Genomic DNA, 20,794 nt, shown 5'->3' with positions numbered 1-20,794 from the left:
GTGGATTCCTCAAGCGACCGCCGCACACGCCTCTTCGAGCAGTGCCGCCACCCGCCCGAGCGCCTCCTCGAGTTCCGCGGCCGGGTTCCCGAAGCCGACGCGCAGGTAGTGGTCCATGCCGAAGTGGTCTCCGGGGACGACGAGAACGCTCTTCTCGGCCCGCAGGCGCTCGGCCAGTTGCGTGGAGTTGATGTCGAGGTCGTAGCGGACGTAGCAGATCGCCCCGGCGTCCGGCGCCCGGTACGAGAACATGTCTCCGCGCTCGTCCAGCCAGCCGGTGATCGCGGGGAGGTTGGCCCGGATGATCCCGCGGGTCCTCTCCAGCAACCGGGGCCGCATCTCGCGGCTCAGCACACGCCGCGCCACCACATCCGACAGCGTCGCCGGCGTGATCGTGGTGTAGTCCTTGTGGCCCCAGAACTCCTCGTGCAGGTGGGCCGGCGCCACGATCCAGCCGAGCCTCAGGCCCGGCAGTCCGTAGGCCTTCGAGAGGGATTGGGTCACGATCACTCTGTCGTACCGGCCCCAGAAGCTCGGGGTCTCGGGGCCCGCAACCTCCGCCCCGATGTAGACCTCGTCGGAGAGGATCCACGCCCCGACCGCCTCCGCCGCGGCCACGATCTCGTCCATGGCCGAGGAGGTGAGCACGGCACCCGTCGGATTGTTGGGGTTGGTGACGACGACGAGACGCGTCCCCGGAGTGATGGCCTCGGCGGCGCTCCCCGGTTCGGGCTGCCAACCGAGGTCTTCCTCGAGCTTCCACGAGACGACGTTCGCGCCCAGCCCGCGGGCCAGGCCGGGCGTCTGGCCATACGTCGGCTCCAGTGCCACGACCCGGTCGCCCGCGGACAGCAGACTCCAGAGCACCACGTAGTTCGCCTCGGCCCCGCCCATCGTGGCGAGGATGTTGTCGGGATGCGCCCCTTCATAGAGCGCCACGATCGCGGACTTGAGGGCATCCGAGCCGTCGCTCTGGCCGTACTCCAGGCGCACGTCGCCGGGGTCCAGGCCGATCAGGTCGAGAAGTTCCGAGAGGGTGGGCGGATGCACGCCGCTCTCGGAGATGTTGTAGTCGACGCGATGCTCGAATGTCGACTGCCACCGCTCCATCGCGAAGGGTGGGACGCGCATGCCTATCTCCTCGGTCGCTTGATCCTGCTCGTCGCCGGCAGGCTTCATCTACCCTTGAACCCACGGCTACGCCACCCTGACGGAACGAGCCGCCGGCGGTCCAATCGGTGGCCACCGCGTCGCGCGGGCATCGGCCTCGGGTTACCATCGCCGACGCAGGAGCCCCGTTGCCTTCACCCACTTTCAGCCTGGGAGATGCCTGGAGATGACGCCGGACGCCTTGGTCGCGCTGCTCGACTATCACTATTGGGCTCGAGATCGGTTGCTCGCTGCCGTCGAGCGAATCACGCCGGAGCAGTTCCGTGCGGATCTGGCGAACAGCTTCCCGTCCATCCGCGACACGCTCGTCCACCTCGTATCGGCCGAATGGGCGTGGTGTCGGCGCTGGCAGGGCGAGTCGCCCCGTCAGCCGCTGGGCCTGACGGGGCTGGGGACGCTGGAAGACATCCGCACCCGCTGGATGCGGGAGGAGCGGCGAGTGCGGCGGTGTGTGGGTGGGCTCGGCCCCGACGGTATCAATGGCGTCTTCCGGTACACCCTGCTCGATGGAGCCGCCGGAAGCTCCGTCTACTGGCAGTCTGTGCAGCACGTCGTCAACCATGCCTCGTACCACAGAGGCCAGGTGGTGACGATGTTGCGACAGCTCGGTGCAAAGGCTCCCGAGAGTCAGGATCTGGCCGCGTTCCAGCGTCGCTGAGGTAACAGTCTGGTCACGACGGTTTGCCCGACTCCGAAATCGGCCTAGGGTTGCTGCGGACATTACCGTTGTGCGACATCCAGCCACGGTCGGTACCCGGCCGGAACGGCGCTCAGCCAGGGGTTGATGCTCTTGTTCGAGACCATCGCTCTCCTTCTCATTATTGTGCTCGCAACCTTCGATCTCTGGGTCGGGGTGGCGAACGACGCGGTGAACTTCCTGAATTCGGCGTTCGGGTCCCGGGTCGCGCGCCGGCGCGTCATCGTCATCATCGCCGCGGCGGGGATCCTGTTCGGCGCCCTCACGTCGAGCGGCCTCATGGAAGTGGCGCGGCGCGGAGTGTTCGATCCAAGCCACTTCGTCGACGCGCAGGGGGCGATCATCCTGACTTCGATCCTCGCGCTCTACCTGGGCGTGATGGCGGCGGACGTTCTTCTCCTCGACTTCTTCAACACGTTTGGACTTCCCACGAGCACGACGGTGTCGATCGTGTCCGAACTGCTGGGGGCATCGATCGCGGTGGCGTTCTGGACCAACGGCGGAGGCATCGGTGGGGCGCTGGGCGTCATCAACAGCGGGCCGGTGCTCGGCATCTACTCGGCCATCTCCCTCTCCGTCGTCACCGCGTTCGTGGGCGCGGCGGTGGTGATGTTTCTGGTGCGCGTCGTGTACGGGCACGACCTGGGGGCGAGCTTTCCGCGCTGGGGTTGGCTCTGGACGGGAATCGCGTTCGCTGCCATGGCCTACTTCGTGCTGTTCAAGGGACTCCAGGGCGCGGCGATCCTCGACGACGAGACGATGTCGATGCTCCGCGACCGGATCGTTTTGATCCTGGGCGGGGTGTTCGCGCTGGCGGGCGGCCTGGCGGTGGTTTGGCGGCGCCACCCCGCGAAGGTCATCGGGGCGATCGTGCTGACCGGCACGGGAGCGCTGTCGATCGCGTTCGCCGGGAACGACCTCGTGAACTTCATCGGCCCCTCCGTCGCGGCCTTCCAGGCGGTGCTCGTCGAGGGCGTGGACCTCTCCGGCCGCGTGGGCACCCCGCCATGGGCGCTGCTGCTGGCCGGCGCGATCATGGCCACGGCGCTCGCGCGGTCGCAGAAGGCACGGCGCGTGACGGACACGGAGATCCGGCTCGCCGCCCAGGGCCACACGCGGCAGCGCTTCCGAACGAGTCGGCTGGGCGCGGAGCTCGTCACCTTGGGGTACGCCTGCCTGGGTGCGGTGCGACGCCTTACGCCGGGCAGCATCCGATCGCGGGTTGAGGACCGCACCGCGCCGCCGCCGCTCGATCCTTCTGCCCCTCCGTACGACCTGCTGCGGGCCAGCGTGAACCTCACGGTCGCGGCGCTGCTCATCTCGATCGGCACGGCCAACGGGCTGCCGCTGTCGACGACCTACATCACGTTCATGGCCGCGATGGGCGCCTCGCTCGGCGACCGCACATGGCGTGCGGCCGACGCCGAGCAGCGCGTGACCGGCATCCTGGTCGTGCTCGGCGGTTGGCTCCTCACCGGGCTCGTCGCGGCCGCGGGGGCGTTCGTGATGGCCTCGCTCATCGTCCTCACCGGGACGGCCGGACTACCGATCGTGGCCGTGCTCGTCGCGTTCGGCGTGTGGCGGCTCGGACGCATCCACCGGCCCGAACCGGAGCACGGCTGACGCGTCAGCTCCGAACCGGAGCTTACGGGCCGGGTCAGCCCCTGCGGGCATCCAGGGTCATCTCGTCCTCATCCATCGTCCCCCACAGGACCATCGAGCCGGCGAACACGATGAGCGACGGGTAGAAGAGGACCTGCGATCCCTCGAGGACCCAGCCCCACGGATCGAGGATCGACTTCCACACGGCGAGCGCCGTGATGAGGAGGACAACGAACATCACCGGATACACACGCTTCCTCCACAGCCCGAGCACCACGAGCAGACCGAGGAGCGCTTCCAGCCCGCCCAGCGCGTTCTGCACGACGGCCTGCGTGCCGAGCCCGAGATAGAAGCTCTCGGCCACGCGCTGGCCGTGCTCCACGTTCACGATCTTGTCGAGCCCCCACATCACCAGCAGCCACCCAGTGCTCACCCTCAGAAGCAACAGACCCCAGCGTTTCATCTCGGCCTCCTGACCAGGTCTCGGGGATGCTCCGCTCTCCTGAGTCTGGGTCACCGTCGCTGCACGCGTCAATCGGTCGGGTGTTTTGTGGCGGGGAAGGCTGACAACTAATGTTCGTTACGAGTGGTCGGCGGTACGACCTGAGCAAGGACCTCGGGGAACGCGGGACGATGGTCGTCGGTTTGCGAGGCAGGACATCGGAGGCACGAATTCGCCGGGAGCGCGGTCCGGCGCCGGCGATCGCCGTGCTCCTGGCTGTGGCTGCGGGGTCGGTCTTCCCGACACCGGGATCGGCGCAGATTCCTCGGCAGGGGGTGTTTGACCTCGAGAAGGGCGACATCTCGGTCGCCCTCGACCGCACCGCCTACCTCGCGGGCGAACCGGCGGAACTCGCGGTGCGCCTCGTCATCGAGGACGGCTGGCACGCGAACAGCAACCAGCCGACCTACGACTACCTGATCGCGACCGCGGTCGACCTCGAGTTGCCACCGGACTGGCCACCCGCGGACGCGCTCCGTTACCCGGCCGGAGAGATGAAGACGTTCAGCTTCGCGCCCGCCGCGATCTCGGTGTACGAGGGCGAAGTGTTCGTCCGGGCCTCCGTCCCGACGCCGGCCGGCGCGTCGCCGGGCACCTACCCCATCCGCGCGAACGTCACCTACCAGGCGTGTGACGATAAAATGTGTCTCGCGCCGGTCACGACGCCGGCCACGGTGGGGCTCACCGTGGGCACGGGCGGTCAGGCCGCGAACCCGGAGTTCTTCGCGACGGACGCCGGGGACGGGGCGGGCGCTGCCGGGCAAGCGGCGAGCTCGGGCCGGGGGTTCCTCTGGTTCGTGCTCCTCGGCTTCGTGGGCGGCCTGATCCTCAACGCCATGCCGTGCGTGCTTCCCATCCTGTCGCTGAAGGTGTTCGGGCTCGTGAAGAGCGCGGAAGGCGGGCGGCGGGCGGTCACGGCGGGCGGCCTGGCCACGGCGGCCGGGATCATCCTCTCGTTCCTGTTGCTTGCGGCGGCGGCGATCGTGGCGCGCTCCGCGGGTGTCGCCGTGGGCTGGGGCATCCAGTTCCAGGAACCGCTCTTCGTCGGCGGGCTCGCCGTGGTGATGCTCTTCTTCACGCTCAACATGTGGGGGCTGTTCGAGATCCCCCTCCCGGCGTCGCTGGCGAAGGTGGGCTCGACGGGGCCGTCCGAGGGCCTCGCCGGTCACCTGGTCACGGGATTCTTCGCGACGCTGATGGCGACCCCGTGCTCGGCCCCCTTCCTGGGGACGGCGCTCGGCTTCGCGCTCACGCAGGACGCGGGCACGACGACCGCGATGTTCGGCGCCATCGGGACGGGCATGGCCTCGCCCTATCTGCTGCTGGCGGCTTTTCCGGCCGCGGGCCGGGTGCTGCCGAAGCCGGGGGCGTGGATGGCGACGTTCAAGGTCGTGATGGGCTTCCTGCTCGCGGCGACGCTGGTGTGGCTGCTCTTCGTGCTCTCGGCCCTCGTGCCGGCGCCGCGCGTGGCCTTCTTCGAGATCGGCCTGCTGGCGGTCGCGCTCGCGGTCTGGATCGGCAGCCGCCGGGGTCACGGAGGGCCGGCGCGCCGGGTCGCCGGGCTCGCGGCGGCCGCCCTCGCCGTGCTCGCCGTCGCGACGGTGGCGCAGGCTCGCGGCGAGGCGGGGTCAGCGGCCATCGGCGTCGCGCCGGAGGACCGGCTGATCGCCTGGGAGCCCTTCAACCGCGACCGGGCCGAGGACCTGTCCGCCGCGGGCAGCTACGTGTTCGTCGACGTGACGGCGGACTGGTGCTTCACCTGCAAGGTGAACGAGGCGCTCTTCCTCGAGACCGAAGAGGTGGCGGGCGCGTTCGAGGAGCACGACGTGATCGCCATGCGCGCAGACTGGACGCGCCGCGATGAGTCGATCGGCCGGTACCTGGCCGACTTCGGCCGCTACGGGATCCCCTTCTACGTGCTGTATCGGCCCGGCGGCGATCCCCACGTCTTCTCGGAACTGATCTCGAAGTCCGCGATCCTCGGCCTGCTCGGCGACTAGCCGTTCCCTGTAGCCGGTCGCCGTGCGTGCCCGCCGCTACCGGGCGGAGAGGCGGTCGAGGAACGGGGCCACCTCCAGCAGCACGATGTCGTCGCGCGCCCGGAGTTCCCGCAGGAAAGGTCCCTTGTGGCCGGCGCCGTAAGTTAACAGGAAGCGGACGCGCTCTCCCCGGTGACGGTCGAGGGCGCGCTCGATGTTCGCCCAGTGCGAGGCGTTGATCGGCCCCCAGCCTCCGGGGCCCAGATCCGCGTCGAAGAGTCGGGCGTACGTCCGCATCCGGATATCGTACGCCTCATCGTAGGCGTCGGTGTGAATCCGGCGCGGGTCGTCGGCCGCACCCGCCGCGAGGGCCTCGGCTGAAGCCTCGGCGGCGGCCTGGTATTCCGCCCATCCCTCGGCGTGCGCCGGATCCCGGGAGTAGGCGTCGAGATACGCGGCCCGGAAGTCCGACATCGGTTCGGTCCACCCGGCCGTGGGGATGACCTCGAAATCAAGCTCGCGAGAGAGCGGGAAGAGTCCGTCCATGTACTCGGGGAAGCGGCGGACGCGGGGCTCCTCCACCGTCCCCGAAGCCTGGAACTCGGTCCAGGCCCGGTCCCACCGGTTGGGCGGAATCTCGGTCAGCCAGTAGTCCGGGTCGATCTCCCGGACCAGATCCCCGACCACCTCGAGACTGAACATCTCGCTCGTCTCGTGGCCCGCGTGGATCATCCCCAGGACGACGACCTCGTTGAGCGCCGCCTCCGAGGCAGCGGGCGATTCGGGGGGCGGCGCGGTCGGGACCAGTTCAACCAGCGTGCCCGAGATCTCGTTCGCGACGAAGACGCGCTCGCCGTCCGGGTGGGCGCGGAGGACGATCGGCTGCTCGCCCACCTCGATCCGTTGCACGACCTCGCGCGCTTCGAGGTCCACGACCGAGACCGTGCTGCCGCCGGCGTTGTTGACCAGCGCGTAGCGGCCCTCCCCGGGACGACAACCGAGAAGGGGCGCGGGCCGAGGCCGTCCGTGACCCGGCCGGTGATCTCGAAGGAAGCCGTGTTGATGAACGCCACCTCGTCGGAGCCGCCGCAGGCGACGAGGTAGGTGACCTGGTCGGGCGTGAGCGCGCCCCCCGGCGGCCCCGGGCAGACGTCGACCTCGGCGTCCGTCTCGTCATTCAACAGATCGATGACGGAGACGGTGCCCGCGTCGAGGTTCGGCACGAAGGCGTACGAGCCATCCCACATGACATCCGCGGGATAGGGCCGGTCCCCCGTGGCGTGGAACGAGCGCGGCGCTCCCTGGCGAGTGTCGACGACCCACAGCCGGTCCGAGAACTCGGTCGTGATCCAGCTCTCTCCACGGACCGTCCCGGGGGTGAACAGCGACGGACCCGCCCCGACACCCCACCCGGCGTCGGGCACCGTCCTCCCATCGGCGTCGAGCATGATGAGGGTCGAGTCCCGGAACTGGCTCACGAGCCAGCCATCGTCGACCCGGACCAGGTCCAGCGGCGTCGTGCCCGCCTCCCAGCGGTCGATGATGGCGCTCGCGGCGAGATCGACGATGGCGATCCGGCCCTCGCCGCTGAGAGCCACCCAGGCGGTGTCGCCATCGGGACTGAAGCGGATGCCGTGCGGGGCCGCCCCCACATCGATCATCGCCCCGACCCGGAAGGGCCCGCCCGCGTCATCGAAATCTTCGGCGGGGGCACCGCAGGCGAACCCCGCCGCCGCGAGCGAGACGACCGCGCCGAGAGCCCGGAAGCTGGCGGTCAAACGCCGTCCGCTGCCCGCGTGTGGCGTCCCCATGCGACGGATCAGCCCCCGGCCTGCTGAAGCTCCGCGGCGACGTCTTCGGCCGCGCGCCAGATCCGCAGCGTGTTCCCGCCCCAGAGCTGGCGGATCTCCTCCTCGGAGTAGCCCCGCCGCACGAGTTCGAGCGTCACGTTGAAGGTCTCGGAAGCGTCTCTCCAGCCGTCGATCCCCCCGCCGCCGTCGAAGTCCGAACTGATCCCGACGTGGTCGATCCCGATCAGGTTGACGGCGTGGTCGATGTGGTCGACGAAGTCCGCGACGCCCGGGCCCGGGTATCGGGACCGGATCTCGGCCATCCCCGCGCTGAAGGCTTCCCGCTGTTCGTCCGTCATCCGGGAGAAGCTCGTGAAGCCGATCGACTCCCGGAGCGCCTCGACCGCCGCCTGCCGTTCCTCGGAGGGCGACTTCACGAACCCGCCCAGCGCCACGGCCTGCATCACGCCGCCGTTCTCCCGCAGGGCCATGAGTTGCTCGTCGTCCATGTTTCGGGCGTGGGCATTCACCGCGTGCGCGCCGGAGTGCGAGGCGATGACGGGCGAGGCGGAAAGCCGCATGGCCTCGAGACTGGCCGCCTTGGAGATATGGGATACGTCCACCAGGATCCCGAGCCGGTTCATCTCGGCGATCACCTGCTCCCCGAACTCGCTGATGCCGCCGTTCTCCTCGGGCGTGTCGCCGTAGGCGGGGTTGGGCTGCGCGGAGTCGGCGATGTCGTTGTTCCCGTTGTGCGCCAGCGTGATGTAGCGCGCCCCGAGTTCGTGGTACGTCTCGAGGAGCGACAGGTCCGTCCCGATGGCGTAGCCGTTCTCGATCCCGATCGCCGCCACCAGCCTGCCCTCGGCGTGGATCCGTTCCGCGTCGTCCGCCGTATGCGCGAGGCCGATGAGGTCCGGATACATCTCTTCCGTCATGCGGTGGATCGCCTCGAACTTCGTCATCGCGCCCTGCTTCGCGCCTTCGTAGTTCTCCGGCGTGCGCTCGGTCTGCCCCACGTAGACGACGAAGAAGCCGACATCCAGCCCGCCGGCCCGCATCTTCTCGAGGTTCACCTGGCGGTCCGCGTTCAGCGGATCGACCTCGGGCGTGGCGAAGTTGAACGGGATGTCGTCGTGCGTGTCGATCGTGAGCACGTTGTCGTGGATCTCGCGCGCCCGCCGCTCGGGTTCGTCCGTTGGCCCGCCGCAGCCGGCGACGAGAGCAAGGGTCAGGACGGGCAGGAGGACGTGGTGCGGGCCGGCGGGCTGTCTCATCTTCAACTCCCTGAACGGTCGGAATGCGATCTCACGCAAGCTTGGCCGAGTCCCGGCGAGGCGCAACGAGCCATCGGGCCGGCGGGACGCGAGCGACCGAGGCTGAGCCCGGGAGGACTGGCAACCGTCATGAGCGGATGGAAGGAAAACGGGCTGTTTTCCCACTCCCGGCGCGGGGGTTGGCGCCGACGAGGGGTTCTTGCCGCGGCGCTGGCCTCGGTGGTGCTCGGTTGCGGGGACGCCACGGCTCCCGAGCCCGTTCCGAACGGCCAGATCGTCTTCACCTCGATCCGCGAGAGATACATGCGCATCTGGGTGGCGAAGACGGACGGGACCGGTCAGACGCCGCTGACGATCGAAGGGCAGACCAACCTCGAGCCGAGCTGGACCCCGGATGGGTCGGGGATCGTGTTCACGAGTTGGCGCGACGGGAACCCCGACATCTACCTCATGAGCGCGGACGGCTCGAACCCGAGGCCGGTGACGCGGGATTCCGCGAACGACCGTTCCGGGCGCCTGTCACCGGACGGGAGGCGCGTCGTCTTCGTGTCCGAGCGGACGGGTGACCCCGACATCTGGGTGATCGGCGTCGATGGGTCGAACCCCGTCAACATCACACGCAGCCCGGCGTCGTTCGATGTCGATCCAGACTGGTCCCCGGACGGAAGCCGCATCTTGTTCGCATCGGACCGCGAGGGTGGCCAGGTGTTCTCGCTGTGGACGATGGCCCCCGATGGGAGCGGGCTCGCGCGGCTTCCCGTGGAAGGCGGGGCGCGGTCGCCGTCGTGGTCGCCGGACGGATCGAGGATCGTCTTCACCTCGTCCCGGGACATCGGCGACGCCGAGATTTACGTGATGCGCGCGGATGGGAGCGGGCAGACGAACCTCTCGCGCATCGCGGGGGTGGACGAACTGCCGCGCTGGTCGCCGGACGGAGGGTACGTGTTGTTTTCGACCAAGCGGGAGGGGAATTCGGAGATCTACGCGATGCGCGCCGATGGATCGGACCCGGTCAACATCACACGCAACCCGCGATGGGATGCCATGGCCGCGTGGAGACCGTAGTGTGCGGGCGGCACCGGAATCCGCGTCCACGTTGCGCGACGTAGCCCGGCCGGAGTTCACCCCAGCGGGATCAGGCGAATCATGCGTACTCGCGATGTTTCCACGACTCTCGTCTCCACCCTCACCGTCGTCACCGCCACGGGGTGCGGGACCGCGGACGCGGAAAGCCTGCGAGACCCGTCACAGCAGGAGGCAGCGATGAGTGCTCCCGCGTCCATGGCGGGGCGATCGACGGTGTACGCGCCGAACGGGATGGTCGCGACGAGCCAGCCCATGGCATCGAGCGTCGCGCTCCGGGTGCTGCAGGAGGGAGGCAACGCCTTCGACGCGGCGGTCGCCGCCTCCGCCGTACTGTCGCTCGTCGAGCCGCACATGACGGGGCTGGGCGGCGACCTGTGGGCGCTCTTCTGGTCGGCGGAAGAAGGCCGGCTGGTGGGCCTGGACGCCACAGGCCGGGCCGGGACGAACATGACGCCTGAGCGGATCCGGGCCGACGGCTACGATCGCGTGCCGGGCTCGGGGCCGGGCGCTGTCACCGTGCCGGGCGCGATCGCCGGCTGGGGCGCGCTGAACGAGACCTACGGGAGTCGGCCGCTGGCGGAACTCGTGGCCCCCGCCATCGCGCTCGCCGAGGAGGGGTTCCCGGTCACACCGATCATCGCTCGCCAGTGGCAGGAACAGCTGCGCAAGCTTCAGGCGGACCCCGGTGCCGCGGCGACGTACCTGATCGATGGCGAGCGGGCACCCGAAGCGGGCGAGTGGTTCCGGAACCCCGACTTCGCGCGCTCTCTGCGCACGATCGCGGAGGAAGGCCCATCCGCCATGTACGGCGGGGCGCTGGGCACGCGGGTGGCCGAAGGGCTGGCCGAACTCGGCGGGTACCTGACGCCGGCCGACATGGCGGCCATGGAAGTGAGGTGGATCGAACCGCTGTCGGTCGACTACGAGGGCTGGACGCTCTGGGAGCTTCCTCCCGCGGGCCAAGGCGTCGCGGCGCTGCAGATGCTCGGGCTGCTCGAACCGTTCGACCTCGCCGGCATGGGCCACAACTCGCCGGAGTACCTTCACCACCTCATCGAGGCCAAGAAGGTCGCGTTCGCCGACCTGGCCCGGCACGTGGCCGATGCCGACCACATGGAGATCGACCCGCGTGAGCTGATCGAGCCCGACTACCTCGCGGCGCGGAGAGCACTCATCAACCCGGCGCTGGCCGCCGAGCGGGTCGAGCCCGGCGAGTTCGCGACGGCTACCGAGACGATCTACCTGTCCGTCGCGGACCAGTACGGGAACATGGTCTCGTTCATCCACTCCATCTACGGGGCCTTCGGCTCGGGCGTGGTCGTCCCGGGGACGGGCTTCGTGCTCCAGAACCGGGGTGCCGGCTTCACGCTCGAGGACGGACACCCGAACCAGGTGGCGCCGGGCAAGCGGCCCTTCCACACGCTCATCCCGGGGTTCGTGACGAGGGATGGCGAACCGCTCATGGCGTTCGGGGTGATGGGCGGCTCGATGCAGCCACAGGGGCACACGCAGGTCATCCTCAACATGATCGAGTTCGGGATGGACCCGCAGCAGGCGATCGACGCGGCCCGGTTCCGGCACATGGGCGGCCTGCGGGTCGCGGTCGAGCAACTGACCGACGGACTCGAAGCCGGCATGGGTGCGCTCGGCCACGAACTCGTCGACTGGGAGAGCGCCTCGTTCGGCGGCGGTCAGCTCGTCATGAAACTGGAGCGCGGCTGGGCCGGGGCGTCAGACCCCCGCAAGGACGGACTCGCCATCGGCCACTGAGGCCAGCAGGCCTTGGCAACACCCCCGCTGCTCAGGATCCCTTATCAGCCCGGAGGGGCGTCACGGACAGCGGGTTCTCTCTCTCTCGACATCAAGATCGTAGCCCGTCTGGAGATTGAGCCAGAACCTCGCCGAAGTCCCGAAGTAGCGCGAGAGCCGCAGCGCCGTATTCGCGGTGATCGCGCGCCTACCGTGCACGATCTGGTTGATCCGGCCGGGAGCTACACCGATGTCCGTCGCCAGGCGATGCTGACTGACTCCCAGCGGCTCCAGGAACTCTTCCATCAGCACCTCGCCGGGATGTATGGGCGCCAGCTTGTTCGGAGACATCTCACTCACCCTAATGGTAGTCGACGATCTTTAGGAGAACGCGCGACCGATCCCGGCGCGACTCGGCCGTCGGCATCCGGCACCCAGAGAAGTGACAGGACCTGCCCCAGACTTGGGATGGCATGCGTACTCTCGAGGAGGGTAACTTCACATGCATGTGGATCATCGAGCCACTCGGCCGCGTCCACGCGCTCACAACGGGAATTGGCCGGCTCTCGGCGGGTCACGGCCGCCGCCAACGTACCGCCGCGAATACGCTGTCCATGGGTAGCCATGCGGTAGTAGAAGTTAGAGCGCTCCTGCCACTCGACGGATCCATTTCGGGTTGCAACGAGCGCGCAACTCTCTTCGGACACCTGCACGATTCGACGTGCGGCGGCAGTGGCAGAGACGCTGTATCCGTCAGGGGACATTAGCTGATAGGCGGCCTCGAAACTCACACCGAGTTCTCGCGCGTCTGCTCTGAATAACCTGGCCGGCATCAAGAGTTCAGCTGCGAACGAATTGGCTTCCCACTCCACTTCACCGCCGAAGCCCCGGGTCGCTTGGAGCGACGACTCCTTGCAGCGGCGGTCTCTTCTTCGATGCGTGGGGATATGGTAGTGGGCAAGCTCATGAGCGATTGAGAAACGACGGCGGCCCGTATTCTGACCGGGCTTGAGAAAAATCGCCCCCCCATCGCCGTGAGGGTTCGGGAGGAGGCACGCCGTACACCCGGGGTCCGGGTCGTCAAAATCGATGACCTCGATGCCGTCCGCGGCGGCGATTTCGGTCAGATCGCATTGCCGCACGTCCCTAAGCTCAAGGGCTTGGCGGAACCGGCGTGCGAACCGGAGGCCTTCCGAATTCACCCTTCTCCGTCCTCCGCCGTATCGATGCCTTGTGTCTTCCGGAGAAACTGCGCGTACTGGCTGAGTTGACGACGGGCACCCTCTGAGAGACTACGGTATTCACGAAAATGTGCTTCCTCCTCTGGCCTCAGATCGCTGACCTCGGTCTCCCCCAACACGTACCCTACGGAAACGTTCAGTGCGGACGCGAGTCTGCGGAGCATGTTGTACGACGGGTTCCGCTCGCCAGCCTCGATCTGGGAAATCGTTGATTGCGACGTCCCGACCAACTCGGCGAATTCTGTCTGCGTGAGGCCCTGGTCCTCACGTATCTCCTGCACTCGGGCGCCTAGCTTCAAGCTGCGGGATACCTGTCGGAACTCCGGCGACGTGGTCGTGCCGCCGGACTGCCCTGGGGACCCTAACGTGACATGAACTGAAACCGGCCTTCCCCTCTTCGTGCGCTTGCTTTGTCACGTCCTTGGCCCCAGAAACCTGTCTCCGTCGAAATGGATCATGTGATCTGGCACTTCACCCACCCACACTTCCGTCTCCCAAGAGATGTGCTTGATGTGCCTCTGAAACTCCCGGAAGTCAGGAAAGGCACTCACGTAGACGGTGCCTACGGGACACGCGGCCAACATCTCCTCAAGCTCAAGGACGCGCTTCGGCGACACCGGACCGTGTGACGTCACGGCCTCCACTAGGAACAGCCAATTTCGCTCGGCGTCATAGAGCACGACGTCTGGAAGCTTGTCGTGATCATTGATGAAGATGCCAAGTCTTTGCAGCGTTACGCCGTCAACGAACAGATCCTTCTTCGCTGTATCGCCCAGATACAGCAGTTGGGCACCGGGCGCAAAGCGTGGCGCAAACTGCTCGACGATTGCCTTCTGTAGCTCCGCGGCAGAGCACGACGTCTGGAAGCTTGTCGTGATCATTGATGAAGATGCCAGTTGTGCCTCCCCGGAGAAAGCCTTAGTTCGTTACCGTCGCCAACTGCAACCGGGATCATCGCCCGGTCTCGGTCTCGCGCATAACGCTCTTGAAGGGATCCCTGCTCGCTGCGGAATCTTGCGGTTGCGTTCGGCCACCCATCCCCACCGTATGCCTGTACGGCCCTCAACGCCGCCTTCGTGACCGCGTAGTGGGCACGTGGGCTATTCGTGGGCAAGGTCCGGTTCGAACGGGTTGTAATCGGCGACCCGGCCCTGTATGAACTGATGAAGCACTTGCCGCCGGAACGTCTCTCTGGTGTTGGGCGCGTACTCAATACCGTAGTGGTCCTTGACGTGACTCATGATACTCTTGGTCACGGTGCACCGCTTCCGGCTCGTGTCCGACCAAGGCTCGTTGGGTGTGAGGCCGCACAATGCCAGCAACGTGAGTCCAGACATCTTGTTCGTCTGGGCCGTTGGCATACCGAGCGCCGCAAGGATTTCCCGGGCCTCCTCAATCGTTGCCAACGGCCCTGCTTCCTCCGCTCCCCGGTGCCCGCACAAGAGCGGCAACGAGTTCTTCCAGACCGCGCGTTCGGTCCGGAAGGCGCCTTGCCCGCCTGCCAAGAGCCCTGATTGTCTCCCGTGATGGAAGCGGCATGGCCCGCATCTCCGTAGCACTCACCTGCGTGTTTCCGCTTATGGTCCTGAAATATGTGTCGAGTAACTGGCTATTGTAGAGAGCCGCCAACCCCCACGCTTCGTCTACAGAAAGATCTCCGCCGGGTCGATGAATGTAGTTCAGGTGATTCTCGAACCCCACTGCCGGGACTGCGAGATCGCCCGCAAGATAAGGGGCAGCCGTCAGCCTGCGAGCTTGTTCCTTTGCGCTGAAACGGCGCAAGAGAACGTAGTTTCGGTTGGGGACGAGCAGGGACCGCGCGCCGGATCTTGCGATGTATTCCGGCTTGTGCCGTCTCAGTGGCCAAGTAGTTCGCATCGCCCGCACATGGTTCATCCAGAGCAAGGGCACATGGGTTGCGGGTACGTTGCCCTTCGTTCGGATCAGCGGTCGCGCGCGGAATGGGACGACGCGGCCCGTGGAGATATTGAGTCCCAGGGTCCGAAGGTTGTTCGGCCAGGAATCTACGAGCGCAATGATCCCATCCGCTGTCGTGTCCGGTGACAGGCGTAAGACCCTGTCCCTGGAGGTGATGTCAAGAATCCGAGTGGCGTGAACGGTACGCTGATCCGCATGGCTAAGATCGTCTACTCCAGCACTTGTAGAAATGGCGATGGACGAGACTGCATGGTTCCCGTGCCAGCGGGATTCCCGAAGGCCTGCGAAGATGAGGTTTTCCTGCAACACTTCATCGCGTCTGAAGGCAGCGCGCCGCGATTCGAATAAGTGAATCTCGGCTGGTCGAACTTGGTCGAAGAACACTTTTCGGAAGCGTCGGAAGTACGGACCCGACGCGAAGCTACGGGGCACGATGAATACGAAGCTACCGCCGTCGCGTAGGAGCCTCGCGCTCACCGCCATAAAGAGCGCATAAATATTCGGCTGGCCATGAACGACCGACGATGCAGCGACCGCGCGCGGGTCGGTCTTACTGATCTTGAAGTATGGCGGGTTGGAGATTACGACATCGAAATCGGAGGCTCGCGGGTCAGCTGTGAAGAGGTCATCCTCTGAACGCAGAGCTTCAGCGTTGGAGAGAATGAAGTCGACTGCCTCGACGCGAACGGTCACCTCGCGGTCGGCTGACGCCCGAACCCAATCCACTAGGTAGGCTAGTACTGCTTTGAGGGGCGCGATGAGGTCTTGGTCGATCTCGAAGGCGACCACTTCAACGTGCTTCGGGCCTAGGTAGTGCCGCTAAAGTGGAGTTCGCACGGTTCACTTTCGCCAGGATGTCCTCCACGGCGGCGGTCCACTTGAACGGCGCCGGGTCCCGGTTCCGGTCGTCGATGTAGGCCGCGATCGTGTCGGTCAGCTGCTTCACGCCGGTCACGGCGAGCCGCTTGAGCTGGCGCTGCGTCAGCTCCGAGAAGAAGCGCTCGACGAGGTTGAGCCACGAGGACGACGTGGGGATGAAGTGGAACTTCACCCGGGGGTGCTTCTCCAGCCACGCCTCCACCCTCCCGTGCTTGTGCGTCGAGTAGTTGTCGAGGATGACGTGAAGGTCCAGCTCCGGATCGACCCGCGTCTCCACCTCGGCCATGAAGCGGAGGAACTCCCGGTGCCGGTGGCGGGGCATGCACTTGTGGATCGCCTCCCCGGTCGCCACGTCCAGCGCCGCGAACAGGGTCGTCGTCCCGTGGCGCTTGTAGTCGTGCGTCATCGTGCCGCACCGGCCCTTCTTCCACGGAAGCCCCGGCTGCGTGCGGTCCAGCGCCTGGATTTGGCTCTTCTCGTCGAAGGCGAACACGACCGCCCGCTCCGGCGGGTCCACGTACAGCCCCACCACGTCGCGGAGCTTCTCCACGAACTCCGGGTCGGTCGAGAGCTTGAAGGTGCGCGTGAGGTGGGGCTTCAGCCCGTGCGCGCGCCACACCCGCCCCACCTGGCTGTGGTGCACCCCGGCCGCCTCCGCCATCAGGCGCGTGCTCCAGTGCGTCCCCCGCGGAGGCTTCTCCTCCAGCGTCCGGCGCACGATCTCCGCCTCCACCTCCGGCGTGATGCTCGTTCGCGGACGCCCCGCGCGGGGCCGGTCCTCCAGTCCCGCCGGACCGTCCGCCTCATACCGGTCCAGCCAGCGCTTCACCGTCGGCGGCGAGACGCCCACCTCCCGGCGTAGAGCCCGGGCCGACAGGCCGTCGGCCGAGCCGAGGATGATCCGGGCGCGCTCGACGCGCCGCTGCGGGGTCGTGCGGGCCCGAACCCAGCTCTCGAGCTCCCTGCGGTCCCCGGGTCGCAATCGGATCCTTCGTATCTTGGGCATGCATGAAAGATAGCACCCCCTCAACGTTATGTACATCGCTCTTTAGCGGCACTACACTAGATCGCGACAGACGAGAGATTCGACGGCAGAGCAGCAAAGGACCCCGGCCCCGGCGGCCGGATCTAGGACGCGAACCCGACCTGTTCTCGAGGCAATCTTGACGGCCATGAAGTCGGCGACGGGTACTGGCGTTAGGTAGAGCCCGTGGTCCTTCCTGTGCCGAGCCGATTTGCGCGATACGTACCACTCACCGACTCGGTCGGCGTATGCCGCAGGCCGCTCTCCCTGTCTGGGCACCGGCATGGCCACAACATCGGATTCGCGGGTGCGAGCTTCGATCCGTTTTGTACTGTGCTGCTGAACCGTCATCCCCGCCTCGCCTCTACCCTGCCTCCCAACTCAACCGCTTCAAACCTGGGGCCGAAGGTCATCGGACCGTTAACTTCCATACCGTACTCGTCGAAGGTTGAGTAGGGCAAACCGCGCGGTGCTCTAGCCCTCAGCCCCCGGGGAGGCGCCGACCGGGGGTCCAGGGGGCGCCGGCGGCCTCGAGCGCTGCCTCGGCCCGCATGAAGTCGCCCGACATGAAGCCCTCGAACTCCGCCAGCCACGCGCCGAAGTCCGTCTCGCCGATCTCCAGGTTGCGCCGGTGCGTCGCCGTCGGCATCTGGCGCGTGTCCCAGTGGCCTCCGATCACCCGTCCCACGCGGTTCGAGATCGAGGGCACGGTGGATTCGTTCAATCGCTGCCGGGCCGGGTCGCCGAAGAGCCGGATCGCGTACCCCTGTAGCCGGCTGTCGAGCGCGTCGAGGTCGCCGAACAGGGCGAGCGGGGCGGCGGGCGCCTCGAGGAGCGCGGCCCGCATGTGACGGAGCCGGTCCCGGGCGCGGCCGAGTTCCTCACCCGCAGACGAGATGCGGCGCATCAGCTCCGACGCCTCGCTCTGGAAGGCGACGACGGCCCGGAAGTCCGTCCCCGCCTCGGCCGTGGGCAGCGCCTCCACGGTGAAGGTTTGTGGCAAACCGACCTCCCGGGCACCTTCGGCCGTGACGACGATGAGTTGCGCCGAGTAGTCGCCCGGCGCGGCGAGGGGTCCCCGCGGCGGGCCCACCCAGGGCGGCGTGAACCCGGGCACGGTGAGGTCGATGGGATCGGGCGCGGGAGCCCGCAGGTCCCAACTCACGCGATGCAGCCCCTTCCCCGCGGGACCGGCGACCCAGCGCACGGTCCGCCCGTCGCCGTCGGCGATCGCGATCAGGGCCCGGGGACCGCTCTCCGTCGACTCCTCGTTGAGCACGTCGTAGCCGGGGAACGCCACATCGCCACCCTGGTCTCGCACTGCCCGCTCGACGGCCCGGCGGGCCTCGCCTGCCGTCGTCAGCGTCTCCGGCAGGTAGTACGTCAGCGTGGCGCCGAAGTCCGGGTTGGGCGCGGTGTAGTCATCCGTCCCCAGCGTCGGCTTCCCGCGCGCCTGCATGGGCACGGACGCGATGTACCACCACGCGTCCCGAACCGGGAACAGCGCCCCCCCGTCGGCCACGGCGCCGCCGGCCATCGCGCCGTCCGCCAACTCTCGCAGCGGGGTGTAATCGTCCAGCACGTAGAAGCCGCGACCGAACGTGGCACCGACCACGTCGTTGTCGCGCCGCTGGATCTCCACGTCCCGGTGCGGAATCGTGGGGCCGGGGAGCACATGCCAGTTGGCGCCGCCGTTCACGCTCACGTACATGCCGAACTCCGCTCCGAGGAAGAGGAGGCTCGGGCTCAGGTGGTCCTGTTCGATCGCCCACGCGGTCGTCCCGGCGGGCAGGTCTCCTGAGATCGAGCGCCACGTCCGGCCCCTGTCGTTGCTCTCGAACACGAGCGGCCGGAAGTCGCCCTCCTTGTGGTTGTCCGCGACGGCGAACACGGTGGCCGGGTCGTGCTGCGAGGCCTCCACGTCGTTGATGAACGCCCGCTCCGGGACGCCGGGCAGTTCCGCGGCCCGCCGCCAGGTGGCGCCCGCGTCCTCCGTCACGTGGATGAGCCCGTCGTCGCTCCCGGTGTAAATGACGCCCTCGGCGACCGGGGATTCCGAGATCCCGGTGAGGGTGGCGTACTTGGACATGGCGCCGTTGTCGATGAGGTCATCGACGCTCCACACGCGTCCCATGAACTCGAGTTCGTACCGGTTCACGTCCGTCGTCAGGTCGCCGCTGATCGCGGTCCACGAGTTGCCTCGGTCGTCGGAGCGCCACACGCGCTGCGAGCCGTGGTAGATACGGTCGGCGTCGTGCGGGCTGATGAGGACCGGCGCGTCCCAGTTCCAGCGCTCGGGCGGGTCGCCGGGCGCGGGCTGCGCCTGAATGTCGAGCGCCTCCTCGCTCCCCCGGTCGTAGCGGTAGAGGTTCCCCTGCTGCGTCTGCAGGTAGAGGATGTCGGGATCCCTCGGGTCGATCTGTACCGCGTACCCGTCCGCCCCCATGGGCGCGTACCAGTCGCGGTTGCGGACGCCCTCCACGTTCATGGTGCGGGCGGGTCCCCACAGCGTGCCGAGGTCCTGCGCGCCGCCCAGCACGTTGTAGAACGGCGTCGCGTTGTCGAGCGCCAGCTTGTAGAACTGGGAGATGGGCAGGTTCGGGAAGTGCCGGAAGGTACGGCCGTCGTCGAAGCTCTCGTACAGCCCGGCGTCCGTGCCGACGATCAGGTGCTGCCCGTCCCCGGGGTCGATCCAAAGCGCGTGGTTGTCGCTGTGCTTCTCGCTCCCCGTCTCCAGGTTGCCGAACGTCGCCCCCCCATCCCGCGTGACCTGGATGAAGACGTCCATCTGGTACACGACGTCGGCGTCGTGCGGCGAGGCTTCGATCTCCTGGTAGTAGTGAGGACCCGTGCCTCCGGAGATGTAGGAGTTCCGCTTCTCCCAGCCCTCCCCCTTGTCGAGGGACCGGTAGAAGCCGCGCTCGTCGTCTCCCGCCTCCATCGTCGCGTACACGACCTCGGGGTTCGCGGGGGTGACGGCGAGTCCGATCTTCCCCACGTCGCCCATCGGGAGGCCCGCCGTGATCCGGCGCCAGTTCTCGCCGCCATCGGTGGACTTGTAGATGCCCGAGTTGGGCCCGCCGGCGAGGTGTCCCCAGATCTTCCGCCGCCGCTCGTAGGCCGCCGCGTAGACGACATCGGGATCGCCCGGCGCGAACTCGATGTCGGTGACGCCGGTGTTCTCGTCGATCCCGAGCACGAGCGTCCACGAGTCGCCGCCGTCGGTGGACCTGTAGACGCCGCGGACGCCGCCCGGAGCCCACAGCGACCCCTCGGCCGCGACCAGCACGACGCGGCTGTCGCGCGGATCGACGAGGATCTTCCCGATGTGCTGCGAGTCGCGGAGTCCGACGTTCTCCCACGTCTCCCCGCCGTTGCGGCTGCGGTAGACGCCGTCCCCCCAGCCCACGTGCCGGCCGCTCACGTTCTCTCCCGACCCCACCCAGATCACGTCCGGGTTGTTTGGATCGATCGCGACGTCGCCGATCGAGTACACGGGCTGGTCCTCGAACACGGGATCCCACGTCACGCCCGCGTTGGTCGTCTTCCACAGTCCGCCGGAGCCGGCCGCGACGTACCAGGTGCTGCTCCGGTGCGGGTGCACGGCGATATCGGCGATGCGGCCGCCCATGACCGCCGGGCCGATCTCGCGCAGCGGGAGGCCGGCGACGACCTCCGTCGCCAGCGATTGGTCGACCTCCTGGGCCCGAACCTCCTGCTGCACCGGCAGCATGGGTCCCAGCAGCCCCGGAAGCATGGCCAAACCGACGATCGTGTGCGCTCGCCCTGGTGAGTCGTTCATGGGAATCCTCTCCTCCAAACTTCTGTACCGTCCGCCAGCGGAGACTCCGCAGGTACGC

The 20,794-nt window shown here is 67.6% G+C and carries 18 protein-coding genes; 5 read left to right on the top strand and 13 right to left on the bottom strand.

Features of this window, described 5'->3' with window-relative positions; all coding sequences use genetic code 11:
* Positions 1-9: 9 nt before the first annotated feature.
* Complete coding sequence (locus tag ACOQPP_RS14870) at positions 10-1,131, bottom strand: aminotransferase class I/II-fold pyridoxal phosphate-dependent enzyme (RefSeq protein WP_419167888.1); 1,122 nt, start codon at positions 1,129-1,131, stop codon at positions 10-12.
* A gap of 205 nt (positions 1,132-1,336) precedes the next feature.
* Here ACOQPP_RS14870 and ACOQPP_RS14865 point away from each other — a divergent pair, with 205 nt between their 5' ends.
* Together ACOQPP_RS14865 and ACOQPP_RS14860 are read left to right on the top strand one after the other, a co-directional pair.
* Positions 1,337-1,828: a DinB family protein gene (locus tag ACOQPP_RS14865; RefSeq protein ID WP_419167889.1), complete on the top strand. Its 492-nt coding sequence runs from the start codon at positions 1,337-1,339 to the stop codon at positions 1,826-1,828.
* A gap of 132 nt (positions 1,829-1,960) precedes the next feature.
* A complete protein-coding gene (locus tag ACOQPP_RS14860; RefSeq protein WP_419167890.1) occupies positions 1,961-3,490 on the top strand; it encodes an inorganic phosphate transporter in 1,530 nt (509 codons plus the stop codon).
* A gap of 34 nt (positions 3,491-3,524) precedes the next feature.
* Here ACOQPP_RS14860 and ACOQPP_RS14855 read toward each other — a convergent pair whose 3' ends face one another.
* Positions 3,525-3,932, bottom strand: a complete 408-nt coding sequence (locus ACOQPP_RS14855; protein ID WP_419167891.1) for a DoxX family membrane protein — start codon at positions 3,930-3,932, stop codon at positions 3,525-3,527.
* 110 nt (positions 3,933-4,042) lie between these two features.
* Here ACOQPP_RS14855 and ACOQPP_RS14850 point away from each other — a divergent pair, with 110 nt between their 5' ends.
* Complete coding sequence (locus tag ACOQPP_RS14850; protein ID WP_419167892.1) at positions 4,043-5,971, top strand: thioredoxin family protein; 1,929 nt, start codon at positions 4,043-4,045, stop codon at positions 5,969-5,971.
* 36 nt (positions 5,972-6,007) lie between these two features.
* On the opposite strand, the gene ACOQPP_RS14845 is transcribed toward ACOQPP_RS14850, so the two are convergent.
* From ACOQPP_RS14845 to ACOQPP_RS14835, 3 genes are read right to left on the bottom strand one after another with little or no spacing between them, the layout of a single operon-like run.
* Complete coding sequence (locus tag ACOQPP_RS14845) at positions 6,008-6,682, bottom strand: hypothetical protein (RefSeq protein ID WP_420636811.1); 675 nt, start codon at positions 6,680-6,682, stop codon at positions 6,008-6,010.
* Positions 6,679-7,728 carry a YncE family protein gene (locus ACOQPP_RS14840; protein ID WP_420636810.1) on the bottom strand — a complete coding sequence of 350 codons (1,050 nt, stop codon included), beginning with the start codon at positions 7,726-7,728 and terminating at the stop codon, positions 6,679-6,681. Before ACOQPP_RS14840 ends, ACOQPP_RS14845 begins: the two co-directional genes overlap by 4 nt.
* A 41-nt stretch (positions 7,729-7,769) precedes the next feature.
* Complete coding sequence (locus ACOQPP_RS14835) at positions 7,770-9,017, bottom strand: dipeptidase (RefSeq protein WP_419167894.1); 1,248 nt, start codon at positions 9,015-9,017, stop codon at positions 7,770-7,772.
* A 129-nt stretch (positions 9,018-9,146) separates the two neighbouring features.
* Here ACOQPP_RS14835 and ACOQPP_RS14830 point away from each other — a divergent pair, with 129 nt between their 5' ends.
* Both ACOQPP_RS14830 and ggt read left to right on the top strand, forming a co-directional pair.
* A complete protein-coding gene (locus tag ACOQPP_RS14830; protein WP_419167895.1) occupies positions 9,147-10,082 on the top strand; it encodes a hypothetical protein in 936 nt (311 codons plus the stop codon).
* A gap of 198 nt (positions 10,083-10,280) precedes the next feature.
* Positions 10,281-11,873, top strand: coding sequence for a gamma-glutamyltransferase (ggt, locus tag ACOQPP_RS14825; protein ID WP_420636809.1), 1,593 nt, complete (start codon positions 10,281-10,283; stop codon positions 11,871-11,873).
* Between the two features lie 60 nt (positions 11,874-11,933).
* Here the strand turns inward: ggt and ACOQPP_RS14820 are convergent, their stop codons facing one another.
* From ACOQPP_RS14820 to ACOQPP_RS14785, 8 genes are all read right to left on the bottom strand, one after another.
* Positions 11,934-12,203: a HigA family addiction module antitoxin gene (locus ACOQPP_RS14820; protein ID WP_419167897.1), complete on the bottom strand. Its 270-nt coding sequence runs from the start codon at positions 12,201-12,203 to the stop codon at positions 11,934-11,936.
* 5 nt (positions 12,204-12,208) lie between these two features.
* Positions 12,209-13,054 (bottom strand): ImmA/IrrE family metallo-endopeptidase, encoded by an 846-nt coding sequence (locus ACOQPP_RS14815; RefSeq protein ID WP_419167898.1) that lies wholly within the window; start codon positions 13,052-13,054, stop codon positions 12,209-12,211.
* On the bottom strand, positions 13,051-13,374 hold the full coding sequence (locus ACOQPP_RS14810; protein ID WP_419167899.1) for a helix-turn-helix domain-containing protein: 324 nt from the start codon (positions 13,372-13,374) through the stop codon (positions 13,051-13,053). Before ACOQPP_RS14810 ends, ACOQPP_RS14815 begins: the two co-directional genes overlap by 4 nt.
* Positions 13,375-13,506: 132 nt before the next feature.
* Complete coding sequence (locus ACOQPP_RS14805) at positions 13,507-13,974, bottom strand: BsuBI/PstI family type II restriction endonuclease (RefSeq protein ID WP_420636808.1); 468 nt, start codon at positions 13,972-13,974, stop codon at positions 13,507-13,509.
* Between the two features lie 219 nt (positions 13,975-14,193).
* A complete protein-coding gene (locus tag ACOQPP_RS14800; protein WP_419167901.1) occupies positions 14,194-14,499 on the bottom strand; it encodes a hypothetical protein in 306 nt (101 codons plus the stop codon).
* Entirely contained in the window at positions 14,486-15,820 is a 1,335-nt protein-coding gene (locus ACOQPP_RS14795; protein ID WP_419167902.1) for an Eco57I restriction-modification methylase domain-containing protein, read from the bottom strand. The genes ACOQPP_RS14800 and ACOQPP_RS14795 overlap by 14 nt, the downstream gene beginning before the upstream one ends.
* Position 15,821: 1 nt before the next feature.
* On the bottom strand, positions 15,822-16,916 hold the full coding sequence (locus ACOQPP_RS14790; RefSeq protein ID WP_420636807.1) for an IS630 family transposase: 1,095 nt from the start codon (positions 16,914-16,916) through the stop codon (positions 15,822-15,824).
* 499 nt (positions 16,917-17,415) lie between these two features.
* A complete protein-coding gene (locus ACOQPP_RS14785) occupies positions 17,416-20,736 on the bottom strand; it encodes a WD40/YVTN/BNR-like repeat-containing protein (RefSeq protein ID WP_420636806.1) in 3,321 nt (1,106 codons plus the stop codon).
* Positions 20,737-20,794 lie beyond the last annotated feature (58 nt).

Source organism: Candidatus Palauibacter sp., assembly GCF_965222475.1.
GTDB lineage: Bacteria > Gemmatimonadota > Gemmatimonadetes > Palauibacterales > Palauibacteraceae > Palauibacter.
Note: the sequence above shows the minus strand (reverse complement) of the source record. Positions and strands in the feature narration are given on the sequence as shown.

What these genes read in the sequence shown, in the direction of transcription:
- ACOQPP_RS14870 (WP_419167888.1), bottom strand. Translation starts at nt 1,131, where the DNA reads ATGCGCGTCCCACCCTTCGCGATGGAGCGGTGGCAGTCGACATTCGAG.
- ACOQPP_RS14865 (WP_419167889.1), top strand. Translation starts at nt 1,337, where the DNA reads ATGACGCCGGACGCCTTGGTCGCGCTGCTCGACTATCACTATTGGGCT.
- ACOQPP_RS14855 (WP_419167891.1), bottom strand. Translation starts at nt 3,932, where the DNA reads ATGAAACGCTGGGGTCTGTTGCTTCTGAGGGTGAGCACTGGGTGGCTG.
- ACOQPP_RS14850 (WP_419167892.1), top strand. Translation starts at nt 4,043, where the DNA reads ATGTTCGTTACGAGTGGTCGGCGGTACGACCTGAGCAAGGACCTCGGG.
- ACOQPP_RS14845 (WP_420636811.1), bottom strand. Translation starts at nt 6,682, where the DNA reads ATGATCCACGCGGGCCACGAGACGAGCGAGATGTTCAGTCTCGAGGTG.
- ACOQPP_RS14835 (WP_419167894.1), bottom strand. Translation starts at nt 9,017, where the DNA reads ATGAGACAGCCCGCCGGCCCGCACCACGTCCTCCTGCCCGTCCTGACC.
- ACOQPP_RS14830 (WP_419167895.1), top strand. Translation starts at nt 9,147, where the DNA reads ATGAGCGGATGGAAGGAAAACGGGCTGTTTTCCCACTCCCGGCGCGGG.
- ggt (WP_420636809.1), top strand. Translation starts at nt 10,281, where the DNA reads ATGAGTGCTCCCGCGTCCATGGCGGGGCGATCGACGGTGTACGCGCCG.
- ACOQPP_RS14820 (WP_419167897.1), bottom strand. Translation starts at nt 12,203, where the DNA reads ATGTCTCCGAACAAGCTGGCGCCCATACATCCCGGCGAGGTGCTGATG.
- ACOQPP_RS14805 (WP_420636808.1), bottom strand. Translation starts at nt 13,974, where the DNA reads ATGATCACGACAAGCTTCCAGACGTCGTGCTCTGCCGCGGAGCTACAG.
- ACOQPP_RS14790 (WP_420636807.1), bottom strand. Translation starts at nt 16,916, where the DNA reads ATGCCCAAGATACGAAGGATCCGATTGCGACCCGGGGACCGCAGGGAG.
- ACOQPP_RS14785 (WP_420636806.1), bottom strand. Translation starts at nt 20,736, where the DNA reads ATGAACGACTCACCAGGGCGAGCGCACACGATCGTCGGTTTGGCCATG.